At 57.2% G+C, this 13451-nt stretch carries 9 protein-coding genes and 2 pseudogenes; 3 read left to right on the top strand and 8 right to left on the bottom strand.

All coding sequences use genetic code 11. The annotated features are described in order from the left end of the window. Positions 1-7 precede the first annotated feature (7 nt). Positions 8-1480, top strand: a complete 1473-nt coding sequence (locus BMY30_RS08615; RefSeq protein WP_089712588.1) for a class I SAM-dependent DNA methyltransferase — start codon at positions 8-10, stop codon at positions 1478-1480. A 384-nt stretch (positions 1481-1864) separates the two neighbouring features. On the opposite strand, the gene BMY30_RS08610 is transcribed toward BMY30_RS08615, so the two are convergent. The 4 genes from BMY30_RS08610 to BMY30_RS17595 form a co-directional block, all read right to left on the bottom strand. Beyond that, a complete protein-coding gene (locus BMY30_RS08610; RefSeq protein WP_089712586.1) occupies positions 1865-5002 on the bottom strand; it encodes a helicase-related protein in 3138 nt (1045 codons plus the stop codon). Continuing rightward, positions 4992-6848: a phospholipase D family protein gene (locus BMY30_RS08605; protein ID WP_089712585.1), complete on the bottom strand. Its 1857-nt coding sequence runs from the start codon at positions 6846-6848 to the stop codon at positions 4992-4994. Before BMY30_RS08605 ends, BMY30_RS08610 begins: the two co-directional genes overlap by 11 nt. Continuing rightward, the gene (locus BMY30_RS08600; protein ID WP_089712583.1) at positions 6838-8016 is read right to left on the bottom strand and encodes a DUF6361 family protein; all 1179 of its coding nucleotides are present in this window, start codon (positions 8014-8016) and stop codon (positions 6838-6840) included. The genes BMY30_RS08605 and BMY30_RS08600 overlap by 11 nt, the downstream gene beginning before the upstream one ends. Positions 8017-8101: 85 nt before the next feature. Next, positions 8102-8569 (bottom strand): hypothetical protein, encoded by a 468-nt coding sequence (locus BMY30_RS17595; RefSeq protein ID WP_139195494.1) that lies wholly within the window; start codon positions 8567-8569, stop codon positions 8102-8104. A gap of 644 nt (positions 8570-9213) precedes the next feature. On the opposite strand from BMY30_RS17595, the pseudogene BMY30_RS18360 reads away from it, so the two are divergent. Together BMY30_RS18360 and BMY30_RS08580 are read left to right on the top strand one after the other, a co-directional pair. Continuing rightward, a pseudogene (locus tag BMY30_RS18360) lies at positions 9214-9635 on the top strand (heavy metal-binding domain-containing protein). 61 nt (positions 9636-9696) lie between these two features. After that, complete coding sequence (locus tag BMY30_RS08580) at positions 9697-10248, top strand: hypothetical protein (RefSeq protein ID WP_089712574.1); 552 nt, start codon at positions 9697-9699, stop codon at positions 10246-10248. Positions 10249-10308: 60 nt separating this feature from the next. On the opposite strand, the pseudogene BMY30_RS08575 reads toward BMY30_RS08580, so the two are convergent. The 4 genes and pseudogenes from BMY30_RS08575 to BMY30_RS08555 form a co-directional block, all read right to left on the bottom strand. After that, positions 10309-10545, bottom strand: a pseudogene (locus BMY30_RS08575) (transposase); the annotation flags it as partial. A 153-nt stretch (positions 10546-10698) separates the two neighbouring features. After that, complete coding sequence (locus BMY30_RS08570) at positions 10699-11628, bottom strand: GIY-YIG nuclease family protein (RefSeq protein WP_089712572.1); 930 nt, start codon at positions 11626-11628, stop codon at positions 10699-10701. A gap of 589 nt (positions 11629-12217) precedes the next feature. After that, positions 12218-12787 carry an inovirus Gp2 family protein gene (locus tag BMY30_RS08560; RefSeq protein ID WP_170840102.1) on the bottom strand — a complete coding sequence of 190 codons (570 nt, stop codon included), beginning with the start codon at positions 12785-12787 and terminating at the stop codon, positions 12218-12220. Positions 12788-13193: 406 nt separating this feature from the next. Next, the gene (locus BMY30_RS08555) at positions 13194-13391 is read right to left on the bottom strand and encodes a helix-turn-helix transcriptional regulator (protein WP_211607287.1); all 198 of its coding nucleotides are present in this window, start codon (positions 13389-13391) and stop codon (positions 13194-13196) included. Positions 13392-13451 lie beyond the last annotated feature (60 nt).

The raw sequence follows: 13451 nt of genomic DNA, 5'->3' as shown, positions 1-13451 counted from the left end.
TCAAAAAATGAACACGTCACCAATTGTCTCCAAGGTCTGGAGTTTCTGCACCACGCTTCGCGACGACGGGGTCGGCTACGGCGACTATCTTGAGCAACTGACCTACCTTATCTTCCTCAAGATGGCGGACGAATACGCTAACCCCCCTTACAACCGCGATGTAGGGGTGCCTGCAGGATTCGACTGGGCTAGCCTGACAAACCGGCGTGGGGCGGAGCTTGAGGTGCATTACGTCACGCTTCTACGCAAGCTTGGTGAGCAGAAAGGTATGCTTGGCCAGATCTTTACCAAGGCGCAGAACAAGATCACTGACCCGGCCAAGCTATCTCGCTTGATCGACATGGTGGACGGTACGAAGTGGGTAATGCTGGGTGCCGACGTAAAGGGAGACATTTACGAGGGCCTGCTGGAGCGAAACGCCGAGGATACGAAGTCGGGCGCAGGCCAGTATTTTACCCCACGTGCTTTGATACGCGCGATGGTCGAATGCGTCCGTCCCGAGCCTGGCAAGACCATTGCCGATCCAGCCTGTGGGACCGGGGGGTTCTTCCTTGCCACTCATGATTTTCTGACAGACCCGGACAACTATGCCCTTGACAAGGACCAGAAGACTTTTCTGAAGCATGGGACTTTTTTCGGCAACGAAATCGTCGCCGGAACACGTCGCCTCTGCCTGATGAACATGTTTTTGCACGGAATCGGCGAAATAACTGGCGACACATTGGTGTCGCCAGCCGATGCGCTCATCTCGCCACCTTCCGAGACTTTTGACTATGTTCTGGCGAATCCGCCCTTCGGCAAGAAGAGTTCGATGAGCTTTACCAATGCGGAAGGGGAGCAGGAATCGGAAGACCTTACCTACAACCGCCAAGATTTCTGGGCCACTACCTCGAACAAACAGCTCAACTTTGTTCAGCACATCAGGACGATGTTGAAGTCGACAGGCAAGGCGGCAGTAGTTGTGCCCGACAACGTGCTGTTCGAAGGCGGAGCAGGCGAAACAATTCGACGCAAGCTTTTGCAGAATACTGACCTTCATACCATCTTGCGTCTGCCAACCGGCATTTTTTACGCCCAGGGGGTCAAGGCCAATGTCATTTTCTTCGACAACCGGGCTGCTAGCCCCGAACCGCAAACTTCTAAAGTGTGGTACTACGATTATCGCACCAACGTGCACCACACCTTGAAGCAAAAGCCTCTAACTTATTCTCATCTTGAGGACTTTGTTACTTGCTATAACCCAAGTAATCGCCATGAGCGCGTGGCTACATGGAGTGAAGATGCGCCCGATGGACGGTGGCGGGCCTTTGACCGTGAAGAACTCCTCGCACGCGACAAAGCGAGCTTAGATATCTTCTGGCTTCGAGATGCGGCGATGTCTGACCTAGAAAACCTTCCAGAGCCGGAGGTGTTGGCAGAAGAAATAATGGAAAATCTTCGCTCGGCACTTTCAAGCTTTGAAGCTGTGAGTATAGATTAAGATTGTTAAATAGTATAGGCTTCGTCTATCTGATTGAGTTGTTAAAGAAGTTGCTTAGAACCAATTTTATCTTTTCATAAGTACTCCAGGCTGCACTATTGCTAGTGCAGCTCTGGAGGGGGTCACTTCAAGCGTTCGCACTGAAGGCGCGTCCCCCAAAATGGCTTGGTTGCACTCATGATCTCTTGGTCGCGCGTTGGATGAATGCTGGTTATACCAAATAAAATCAGTGAATTATGCACCGAGCTTGGTGAGATCAGTAGTGCGATCGCAAAGTATCTGTACAGTGCCCTTCCTTCGCTCCTTGGTAACCGCACTCGGATCAGCCGAGAAAGGTGATCGGCGTTCTCCTAATAGGCATTCTGTCACCCCCCGTCCTCATCGCTACGTGTCCATTCTCGGCTCCAGCTGGATTTGTAGGTCCTCCAATGCTTCATGTGGGATATCGGTGTCCATGAGCTGCTGCAGATACTCGAGGAGGTCATCCTGCCGGGGCTGACCAAATGCCAGCCGGTAGACAGTCAGGCTGCGCTTGAGCCAGCCCAGCCGAGTCACCTCCCGGCTGAAGGGCAGCATAGGTACGCGCCGCTCGACCTTTACCGGACCTTCGTAGACCCAGTAAGGCACCAGGCCAGTATCTGTATCCGATTCAGCGCGCGCCTGGTCGAACATGACCTCCCAGGGGTCATCCGGCATGCACCCGCGCCGGCGAATCGCATTACCCTGACGCCATGCCAGGTTCAGGCGTACGGCATGACCCTTGAACCTGTGAACCCGTCCCTCGCGCTGCTCCAGGTCCACCGGATTGCCCGGGAGGTTCCAGTGATAGACGCGATAGCAGTACGGATGGAAGTCTAGGCCTTCCTGGCCGACTGAGGTCGTGGCCAGCACGAAGGGCCGAAACGGCGAGTTGAAGGCGTCGCGTACGCCCCCGACCCGAGCGACCACCCCTTCCTCGTCGCGGTAGTCTGCTAAGCGCATCGCAAAGCGTCCACGCATTTGGAACTTGTCGAGCTTGTAGCCCTCGGCTGTGCGCTGCAGGTGGTCTACGTCAATCTGGGAAGGGCGAATGGACAGTGCGCTGACCATCGCATTCGCCACGCCAATAACACGCTCGGCTGACGGATGTGCAGCCAGCCCCTCAGCATCAACGAGATAGTGCGCGTACTCGTCCAGGACCGCCTGCAGGTTGTGTTCGGCACAGTAGGTGAGTACCCGGTGCCAGTACCGATCGTCGGCACCTCGGCGTAGGAGGGCCACGGCGTCGCGCTGGTTGAGCAGCGTGCGAAAGCCCCAGCCGATCCGCGATGCTGCTTCCAGGAGGGCCGAGTCATCCCAGTCCAGATCAGGCGCGATCCGATGCAGCGCTCGTAGCCCGCAGATGGCGGGGCTGCCAAGGGCTACGTCCACAAGTAGGTCAATAAGCTCGTCCGACAGTAGTCCGAGGTTGACCTGAGTGGATACCGTATTGAGCTCATCAACGTGCTCACTGAAAGCATCCTCGGCGGCCAACTCCGACAAGCCCGTCGCACCGGTCATCCACACCGGGGCATGCGAGCCGCTCAGCCGATCAATCAGGGCCGGCACTGCCCAGTTGATATCACGCTCATCGTCATCCTTATGTGCCGGTGTCTGCAGCGGTGCTAGATCGCTCCTTAGCTGTTTTGCAAGTGTGGTCCGCATGGACTCCAACGACAGGATCTCCTGGTTTTCTGCAAAAACTGCAAGTGGATCGGTGATCCGTGCCAGTTCCGTCGCTGGGTACACGAGCATCAGGGTACGCAGACCGGTGAGACGACCCTGATCTTTGCTAAACCGCAACGGCCTGCGCCTGTGGCGGTCAAAGTAGCGCCGACCATCCTCGCCCGCGTTCATGCGTCGCTCGGCCTCATACGAAAGCAGTGCGGCAATGGCATCGGGGACCATCTGCCACGCCGAGAAGACCAGAGCCTTGGTCGGCCGCTCGGCCTGCTTGGGGCCGTAGTAAGGCAGAGCGGGTGGAATCCACAGATGAGCTTCGAGCCGCTGATCGAACATGTCACGCATTAGCGCCCGCATACGGCCGTTTGCCGGCTCGAGTCGACGATACGTATTGAGCGCTCGACGGTTCAGCAGCGCAGGCTCCACCTTCTTTAGGGCGACGCGAAGTGCGGTGGATGGGGAGTCGATCGCTTCTCGCAGCAGGCGCTTGAGACTGTAATCGCGCATGAAGTTGAGCAGGTAAGGCGCCGACTTCCAGTATTCGATGATCTCGGGTGCGCCGAGGGCTCGAGCGACCTCGGACGCGGCGGCGGCCTGTTGCAGGTCGGCCGGTTCTACCACGACGTCAAGCTTGGGCTCTGTCACCATTGAGTCGCGCTGCTGGGTGCTTTTGACCCGCTCGGTGCGTGCGATGACTTGGCGAAGTTTTCTCTCGACGCGGCCGCGCGCCTCGACAGCGGTGGCGTAGGAGTCAGGCAGCGCATGGAGAAACTGCCTGAAGGCACGCATTTCTTCGTCCAGCTCAGTAGCCATCTGGCTCCCTCGGTTACGGCCGAACAGGAAGCCGAGGGTTTCGATGAAGTCTTGGTAGTGATCGCCTTCTTCCGGGTCGTCATCGGCGAGGGTGAGCATTCGGTAGGGGGTGGCCGAGAGCAGCAGGGTGCGAGCCGCGTTGCCGTCTCGGTCGGTGTAGTCGAACAGCTCTCGAGCCAGAAGAGCGGCATCGTTCTTTCCGTGCAGAAGCTCTCGGAACCGTTGGAACTCGTCCATGATGATGAGATCGGGCTGGAGCGCGTCGACGCAGGCATGGGAAAGCTTGGCTCGCAGACGCGCCACCAAGCTGTTTCGCGGCTGGGTCAATTCGGCAGGGTAGTGTCGGCGCCGGCGGGGGAATCGTTCACACAGGCACTTCAGCTCCTCGAGGAGCGTTGGGTCAGCCTGTACCTCGCGGCGGAAGCGGTCGAGGATGTGGGAATCGATGCCCTCAAGCGTTAGGTTTTCTACCTCCCGGTTCCAGCCATCCACCCCCGCGGTGACCTGCAGCAGATTGAGCAGGCCTCGCCGACGTGGGACGAGCGGTTCCAGCAGGTGGAACAGGAGTGCCCTCTCCTGGACCACGCCTGTTGTCGAGCGTAGGTCAAAGGTGGTGCCCGGGGTGAGGCTGATGAAGTTGACCTTGTTTGCTTCGAGCCCGCCGCCGTTGCGCATCTGCAGCGGCACCAGCGTCATACGCGTCGGCAGCGCGAGTTCCTGGCGACCGAGGACGTTCAACCGGTTGATGTTCTGCGCCGCGATAGCCTGGTTAGAGCAAATGTAGAGAATGTCGATCCGCTTTACCCTGTCCCACAAGTGCTCGATCGTGCGAGCGATGACTCCGCGCGCGACCATGGTCTTTCCCAGGCCCACTTCGTCAGCCACCAGGAAATGTCGCGCCGGGTCAGACGCGCCGTGAAGCCTTTCGAAAACGTAGTCGACGGTCCGCCGTTGGAAGGTTTTCAGCGGCGCCAGGGCGGGCGCTGCGCGAAATGGCTCAGCTGACATCGACGCTTTCCTGGGTCTGCAGCACAACGCGGAAGGTCTCCCACAAGGTGCGGAAGTCGGGTGGAATTGGGTCCGGACCGTCGGCATCCGTAGACTCCAGCCGGGAAATCAGCCGCTCGATGGCCTGCAGCTGCTCACCTCCGCGACACAGGGCGCGGACCATTTCTTCTAGCAGTGGCGTGTCATCGGCCGCTGCGCGCCAGCCCCCAGCGCCATCATCGGTCTGGGCGGCGAGTGCTGCGCCAAAGGGATCGCCCAATTCAGCAAGCAGCAGCCGCAAGTAGCGTAGGAAGGACTCCTTGCTGTCGATGACCCAGCGCAGGATGGCGCCGTGTCGCTCGGCCGGCAGGCCCTCGAGGACGAGGCTGGTGCTGAAAAGGACCGACGCGTCGGTCGCCGAATCCGAAAGCCGGAAGGCCATGAACCGGGTCAGATCGATCAGCGGCATTGCCCCCAGGTCCAGCGGCTGCCCGGCGCACAGGGCGTCTAGGGCCTCACGGCTGTGTCCATCGCCGCGGGTGATGGGCCAAACGGCTACAGCGGACATGCCTGCCAGGGAAAGCGGTTCGGTAGGGGTTAGGCGCACCGACCAAAGGGAGCCATCGGTGTCATCAGTTTCGGCGGGTTGACAGTGTAGTTTGAGTCCGCTGCGGCAGAGACTGCGCCGCGCTTCCTCAAGGCGCGATTCGGCGGCCCGCCGCTCCGGGTCGGGGACGGCGAGTTCGCCCGACTTAAACTCGCGGGTCAACCGGCCGAACCCGTCGGGGCCCATGATCTGCTCCACGCTGCCTACGCGTGAGCGTCTGCCGGTCAGCGTGGCGAATAGCTCCACATTGTGTCCTGACAGCAGGGCGGGACGTGTCGCGTTGCCAGAGCCTACCGTGATCGATGTATCCCAGCCGGATTCGGCAATGAATGCCTTGGCATGTAGCCCTTGCAGTGTTTCGGCTTCCACTTCTTCACCGTCTTCCGTGGTGGCCATCTCATCGAGCACGTCTGCCTGCGCAAACCGCGTCAGTGTATTCGGCGACAGCGCGGAAAGTTCGTCGCTGCGGCTGATCAGCCTAGGTGGTTCCCGATGGGGAAGGGTGGCCAGCAGATCCAAGGCCGCATCGTCGCAGAACGGCGAGATAATGCCTAGGCGCGCGCAATGGTCGGGCTGCCAAGGCTTGCCGCCTAGGCCGTTGACGGCAAATGAGACGCTTTCGAAGGGCTCGGGGAGTGTCCAGTCCGCACGGCGGATATCCTCACTCAGTTGCTTGGTGAGGGCGCGTGTGTCCTCGCCGACAGCGGCACAAGCCGAGTCAGGCAGTCGGCGTATGAACTCAGAGAGGGGACGGTTTCCACGTTGAGGGCGTCGCAAGATCGTCCCATCAAGGGTCAAGGCGATATCCCACGAGCGGTCACAGGTGAGATTGCGCGATAGGACCAGCAAGCGTAGGAGAGATGGCTCGTTGGGTTGGGTCGGTGTGAACCGTAGTGCCCACATTTTCGGATGGAAGGCTCCGCCCCGCGGGGCGGCGACTTCGATGATGGTACGCTCCAGTAGACTGCACAGGCGTGAGTGTGGGGCACCGCTCGTTAGTATCCTTCCAGCGTCGGTAAATATGGCGAGTCGCCCGGCAATTCGCTCGGCACCTTCGAGCAAGGCCAGTGGATGCCGTAGGATTTCATCGCGGGTTTCAGCCGCGAAAAGCGCCAGGCTGACTGGAGCGGCGAGGGCAGTTTCGAAGTCGAGCGAGAAGGTTGTCGCTACCGCAGCATCGAAAGTGTAGCCGGGCGGCGGCTGAAGGCTCTCTCCGTACAGCACCCGTTGCTCAGGGTTGAGGCTCTGCTTACCTGGCATGGGCCAAGTCCCTTAGATGTGATTTTGCCTGCGACCATCGGAAGGACAGCCGTTCCGCGCCCGAGGCGCCGGTCCAGCGGTCCAACACGGCACGATTGGTAAATCGCGACTGGCTCGATTTCAGTTGGCTTTCACGTTTTTTCACCAGCGACCGGGCGGAATATGAAGCACTGATTCTCTCGACTCCCGAAGCCACTTGTTCAAGCCATTGCGCCACGAACCGTCTTGTGGCCGGGCGGATGTTGTGGGCAGGGTGTTCTACCGTCTTCCAAAAGTCGTCGAGTGACCAGTTTTGGATGGCCTTAAGGTCGATGCCATCAGCCCAGGCTTCGATTCTTTGTTGATAGGATCTTACCCAGTCGTCGTGCTCGCGCCGCTCGCTGAGCTGGAGGTTGTACAACAATGAGGCGCCGTGCAAGACGGCGGAGAATCTGTCTGCTTGCTGGACCAAGTGTTGGGCCTTGGCGGGAAAGTCATGGCGCTGAGGGTGCTCCCAGATGTAGTCGCATTCAGCGTCAACCCGGTGTTGAGCCAAGTGTGTCAGAAGCGAACTGGGTTGCTGCGATACAAGTCGATCAATTATGAACCCGGCTTCGTCTTTGGTCAGGCGGAAGGTGGTACTGTCCAGCAGCTTGGCAGGGCATGGGGGCAGCCCCTTTGTCCAAAATTTTTGGTTACTATACCTCTCTGCGCTTGTCTCAGATTCGTCCGGCGTATGATCGAGTCGGCGGCGCTGAAGGGCAGCGAAATAGCTGTCAATCGAACCGTGAAATAGGCGGATCCCCCAGGCGTTTAGGCCAGCCCAGTAAACAGAGCTGGGCAGTCGTTGTAGCTTCACCCCGGCTTCGCGCCCGATGATACCTTTTTTTTCGCCGCCGGTTTTCAGTGCCTCCACCAGGCGAATCTCAAGCGTCCTTGCCTCTTCCTTCAGCTGGTGTGGTGCGCGTCTCCGCTGCTCCAAGGATTGGTATAGCCAGGGAACGAACAGCATATAGCGCAGCCGTGTCTGGATCGTGCTGGTGCCAGGAAAAAGGTGGTCCGCAATAGAGTCACGGATACTGCCAAGACCCAGTTCATCACGGCTTTCGCGCTCCTGGAACAGTGCTATGATCCGTTGCGCACGCTGTCGCTCTGCCTCATCGAAGTCAATCCAAGCTAACGAAGACATAATCCCCTTAAGATCTTTTTATCACTTGTTTTCGACATTCATCTGTGTCGCTAATCCAGCAGTATACTGTTGGTTTTCGAGAGCCTCAGGTCTCACTATTTTGGATTTTTCTCAATATTTCATCAGCTTCTTTTTCAGTAGGAAAAAAATCTACTACTGATCGGCCAGCAACAAATTCTTCTACACAGCTAACGAATACAGATGAATACCCAATCTTATTCAAATGACGTAGAATGTTTTGCTTTTGAGATAGGCTTGTCCCTCCCTCGAAAAACCAGCCACCGCCTAGATCTAAAGGCTTTTCCATCCAGTTGGATGTTTTTGATATATATGAATTTCCATCATTTCGTCGGCAGTGAATGGCAAGCTTGTTAAATATTTTATCTTCTTCAGCAACACCGATGATCTTTAGAATATAGGCCGCTCTAGCCATTTGAGAGTTAACTTTTTTGTCTCCTTCATAAACTCCTTTTCGCCCATCTTCTGGGGCGTTGTTAACCCAATTTTGCATGAGTGATATTAAAAATGCTTCCACGGGGTTTTTTATCTTCATATGTTCTTCCTGTAGAGTGGCATTTTGTAGACGAGCCAATACCGTCTCATGGTGCCACTGAAATTCCTCAGAATCTAGCAGAGAATCTCGGTAATGCTGTTCTCCGTCCAATAGCACCTCCGGGGGGATGATGGGTATAAGAAAATATAACAACAGGAACAAACTCGATCATGCATTAGTCAACCACTCTTTCGCTCGCCCATGCGTTGCCAAGTTGTTGGTGAGGCTGGCTATCTACTCTACAGATTCAGGTGGGGGAGCAACTCTCGCTCTCTGGACCAGGTTGCGAATGATCGAGCTTAAGATAGTCATAGCTGAGTTCGCGCGTGAGCCCTTCGGCTGGATACGTGCGCACAAGCCGCCAGTTTTCCACGTCGTAGGTCACGTGGTCCACCAAGCATGCCTCAACGATGCTTGGATTGTACTAGTCTCTTCCAGGACACCATCTCGGCGAAAGAACAAAACCTCGGGGATGACATCCACTATGCCCAGGGCGATCTCATGCATGCAGGCGGACTTGGCGTTGTCCGGCACCGTGATGCGGTCTTTGGGCTGCTTGAGCCAGGGTTCCAGGCCGAGGTTGTGGGTTGTGGGTTGTGGGTTGTGGATTGAGGTAGGGTATATGGACTCCTTCGCTTCCTCCCATGGAGTCATTCGGCAAGCGCCGGCTTAGGGGCGGGGGCCGCGGAACCGCTTTATCCGCAACATCAGAAGGTGTCTCCTGCATGTCATATTGCTTGATCCTCACTACCTCCTCGCACCTCGAAGGCTATCGCATCACCGAGCACATCGACATCGTCTCCACTGAGTACGTGTTTGGGATGAACTTTCTTAAGGACAAGTTCGCCGACTTCCGTGACTTCTTCGGCCACCGCAACAAGAATTCCCAGGACCACTGCGTGACGAACGGGTGGCATGCCTGAACGAATTGCGGCGTAAAGCCGCAGAGATAGGGACCCGCGCGGTGATCGAAAATGATCTCTACTACAGTGAGATCTCCGGAGGTGGCACGTCGATGCTGTTCCCGATGGGCAGCGGTACCGCGATCAAGGTCACCAAGGGCTGAGCATCCCTATGCCGAATACCGTTCATCCCAAGGCCTACATCCAAGCTTTGAGGAGGTTTTCATGCCCTACACAACACATCGCAAACCTCGCGAGGACTATGCCTTCCTCTCGATGTGGCTGACAGGATATGACTTTCGTGTTGAGATGGGCGTCAACACCAACCTGAGGGCGAATCTCCTGCGGGTCAGACCGGATGATCGGGTATTCGAAGCCCGTAACTGGCTGGAAATCAGCGGGAAGTGCTTCGATCCTGAGGAGCGCGCGGGTGAGAAGTTCGTGATCACGCTGTCGTCTGATCCGACGCCAGAAGGCTTCAGCGAGACAGGGCGCGATTTTCAGAAAAAGGGGGAGTACGGCAAACCGCAATATCGGACCTACCGTGGTGCGCATGTTCCTATCTTCGAGTGCCCCCAAGGTATCACTCCGCTATGGCGTAACAGGAAGGTAGATCCATGGCAAGGCTACCTCAAGGCTTCAGAGAGTTATGTGAGCGACTGCCTTACCGTCTTGACCAGCAAGGCGGCACGCTACATGTTCATCCATGAGCGCATCATCGGCAGAGACCATTGGATCAATGGCTTATCGATCCAGTCCGGTAATCCCGCTGAGTGATTTCAGATACTGTCTAACCTTCAGCACCGACTTACTTGTTAACACGCCTTCGCTGCCAGGCCAGCCCATGGCCCGCTGCAGCACCACGGTGCGAAGTTGGCTGGCCGGCGAGTGACGGACACGCTGTGGATCGTGTGGATCGACCAGATGGTCTTCAAGCGCGGCGATGGTACCGCTGCGGTCGAAGGCTTCACGCAGCAGCAAGGCACCGCTATCGCTGGTGGTGCGCTGGCCGCTCATCTCGACGCGGACAGAGCCATTGAAGGAGGGCGTCATGGTGGATACAGTTTCACCCATAGCGGATGGTCCTCTTGAATCAGATTCTTTACGTAACGCACTGATTTAAAAAGAGAATACCATCCGCTATCTTCGTTTTTAGGCCGCCCTCATGAATATCCCGGGTTCAAGCAATGTCTGGATGTGGTCAACGTCCATGTGGTTTCTCTGTTGCTATTCAGGGGCGGCATCTGCAGCCGCGCTCACCTGCTGATCCTGCCACTCACCATAGGTCTGGCCGCTGCCCTCAACTTTCCAGGCAATGCGCCCATTGGCGCTGCGACCAGAGACCACCGCAGCGGCGGCGCTGGGGCTACTGAAGCTCTGGTCCTCGTTGAAGACTCGCGTTCCATCGCTTTCCACCAGCACCCCGTCCTCGCAGAGCTGGTTGTAAAGGCCCTGGTAGCCGCGCTCGGTGCCGACCCAACTCCCCCGGGCCAGAGAGCCCTTGAAGACGTAGAACTCGCCATCGATCTCCTGGCCGGTGGCGCGGAGGCCGTGACGAGGCACTTCTAAGTAGAAACGAAGGGATGCCTCGGGTTCAGAAGCCGCGGCCGCTTCAGTCTCCCTGGAGGGGCGGGAAGTTTCACGCAGGAAGTCGAGACCGAGTACCGGAAGTACGGTGCGAACTTGCTCCATGAAGAAGGCCATGTCAGCGCGGTCGGACTCGGGCAGGCCGATGTAGTCGTGAGCGGTGCCGTTAATCAGCTTGCAGCGGCCCACCTCGCCGGCATTCTGGATCAGCAGGCTTTCAAGGTACTTCACGTGGGCCTTGGTCAGGTTCTGGTCCTTGCTGGTGACCAGGCAGACCTTCTCCCAGAAGTCCTTACCGCCCTTCTCCTCGGGGCGGTTGTGCTGCTTGAGTCGCGTTGCCACATCGTCGCTCTCGCCGATATAGACCAGCGGGCGCAGGCTGTTCTCGGGGTCCGGGCCGACCAGGAAATAGATCCCTGTGCGACCGCACTCCGGGCGCTGCACCAGCTCGCTAAGCTTGCTGCGCGGTCCGGTGAGCACATGGCCTGTCCAATTCATGATCTCGGCAGTAAGCAGCCCGTTGGGCGTGCCGTCCACCAGAAAGAGCCGAATACTGCGTCCCTGTGTCATACCGCCTCCGTTTGGGTGGCCTCGCTAGGCCCTTATCAGCCGTCAGCTCCTTGCTCAGCGCTCCGCGGTCGCTACATGATGGAAAGGTGCTGACCCAAGAGTACCGGCTAATGTGCATGTTTTACTATTGCCAGCAGAATCGTTGACCTTAGGTTCATGACTGCCACCAAGGACGGTCGCTCGGCTTCGGCTGGCCCCGACCCCGCAGCCTCAGTCCGCACTACTTCGTTTTTGGCTCTAACGTGGGTAGAGGGCACCTGGGGCTCTCCAGGAAAGGCATGCAGGATCTCAGCTTGTTCCGCATCTAGGATGGCAAACAGCTTCCGAGCCGTCGCCTGAGACCCGCCGTCCTGGGCGACTTTTATCTCCCTAACAAATAATTCGCCATTCGACACACGGCCACACCCCTTGCATTCCTGGAATACCAACCTCGCATTCAGCTTGCCCTTCACCGCTTCATTCAGTTTCGTCTCACTTCCGCATTTGCATTGCATAAATACCGTCCTCGTCGGTAAGCAGCAGCAGCGCTGTGTAGCACTGCTGGTGCGTCTTCTGAGCCCCCGGTCATTTCTTTGGGAGCTCACTCTCATCAATTACGGCTTGATCCGAACGCCCGCAGTCCGAGCCCGTATTGCTTCGTCTCGGCCTTGCACAGGTACGATGCTCGATAGAACGCTTCCTGGAAGCTCTGCGGATCACCCCGGTCAATCCAGTACACCGGGTTCTGGGGAACATGAATCCAGGGCTCCTGGGGGTTCCACTCCACCCCCAGCGCGCTGTACCAGGCCCGGGAGATCCTGTTGAAGAGGTTCTCGTTGGGAGAGCCCACCCTGCCAGGCAGGTGGTAGGCATCGCGGTTGAGGATCAGAAAGAAGTGATAGTGCGGCTTGCCATTGGTGCCGATCTCACGGCACCAGACGTAGCGCACCTTGGTGCCAGGCACCCAGCCGCTCCGACGCCTCCGCTCTAGGTCGTTTTGGATGATGGACTTGAGGGAAGAATTGAATTTCGGGATCAGGTTCCGATGGTCCTCCACCGTCATCGTGTCGCTGATCGCTGTGGGGATGACAGGGTCGACCCGGAAGGCCAGCACTCGGGGATAGTCACGCAGCGCATTCTTGAGGGTCACGTGGAGAGCCTCGAGGTATTCGGTCACCATTGGTGAAAACTCCGCTTGGATGGACATACCGTTGAATGAGGGGTCAAAGTGAAGATGCAGGTTAGGGTTGAATGGGTTTCTCGGTGACATGAGTAACTCCTATAGGGACATGGGGAATAGTCCATGGCCGTCAAGCCATGGACGTTTGTTTCAGGCACGATGAATCCTCCAGCTGTACGCTGGATCCATTGGCCTATCGGTAGGGTGTTCTCCTCTTCTTTCCTTGCTCTGGTAGGTACGGGGCTGGAGGCCCCTCCCCTCTTGCTTTATTAGCGTAATAATAATTAAACAAGGGTCAGGAAAGCTGGTTCAGATACCAGCAATGCAGGTGGGCTCTGATGGGCATGGGTGGCGCAAGGTAGAAACTTGCTCTTGAATTACATCATCAAGCTATCGCTCTTTCACCTCACTCTTGATCCATATCTCGCTTTTGTATAAGCTCTTGTATATAGGCGTCAATTTCTTCCTCCACCCAAGCCGACATCCTACCTCCTGGCTTGAGTGGCTTCGGGAGCCACCCCTTACTGATATATTTGTAGACCGTGGACTTTGCAAGGCCGGTGCGGTCCATGACGTCTTTGATGCGAATCAGTTTCATGCTCATGACGAACTCCTGTTTGTCCTTCATGAGATGAAGCTGCCGAGTATTTTTTAATTTAACCCC

Source organism: Halomonas daqiaonensis (assembly GCF_900109725.1).
Classification (GTDB): domain Bacteria; phylum Pseudomonadota; class Gammaproteobacteria; order Pseudomonadales; family Halomonadaceae; genus Halomonas; species Halomonas daqiaonensis.
This window is presented reverse-complemented; position numbering and strand designations above follow the sequence as displayed.

What these genes read in the sequence shown, in the direction of transcription:
- BMY30_RS08615 (WP_089712588.1), top strand. Translation starts at nt 8, where the DNA reads ATGAACACGTCACCAATTGTCTCCAAGGTCTGGAGTTTCTGCACCACG.
- BMY30_RS08610 (WP_089712586.1), bottom strand. Translation starts at nt 5,002, where the DNA reads ATGTCAGCTGAGCCATTTCGCGCAGCGCCCGCCCTGGCGCCGCTGAAA.
- BMY30_RS08605 (WP_089712585.1), bottom strand. Translation starts at nt 6,848, where the DNA reads ATGCCAGGTAAGCAGAGCCTCAACCCTGAGCAACGGGTGCTGTACGGA.
- BMY30_RS08600 (WP_089712583.1), bottom strand. Translation starts at nt 8,016, where the DNA reads ATGTCTTCGTTAGCTTGGATTGACTTCGATGAGGCAGAGCGACAGCGT.
- BMY30_RS17595 (WP_139195494.1), bottom strand. Translation starts at nt 8,569, where the DNA reads ATGAAGATAAAAAACCCCGTGGAAGCATTTTTAATATCACTCATGCAA.
- BMY30_RS08580 (WP_089712574.1), top strand. Translation starts at nt 9,697, where the DNA reads ATGCCCTACACAACACATCGCAAACCTCGCGAGGACTATGCCTTCCTC.
- BMY30_RS08570 (WP_089712572.1), bottom strand. Translation starts at nt 11,628, where the DNA reads ATGACACAGGGACGCAGTATTCGGCTCTTTCTGGTGGACGGCACGCCC.
- BMY30_RS08560 (WP_170840102.1), bottom strand. Translation starts at nt 12,787, where the DNA reads ATGGTGACCGAATACCTCGAGGCTCTCCACGTGACCCTCAAGAATGCG.
- BMY30_RS08555 (WP_211607287.1), bottom strand. Translation starts at nt 13,391, where the DNA reads ATGAGCATGAAACTGATTCGCATCAAAGACGTCATGGACCGCACCGGC.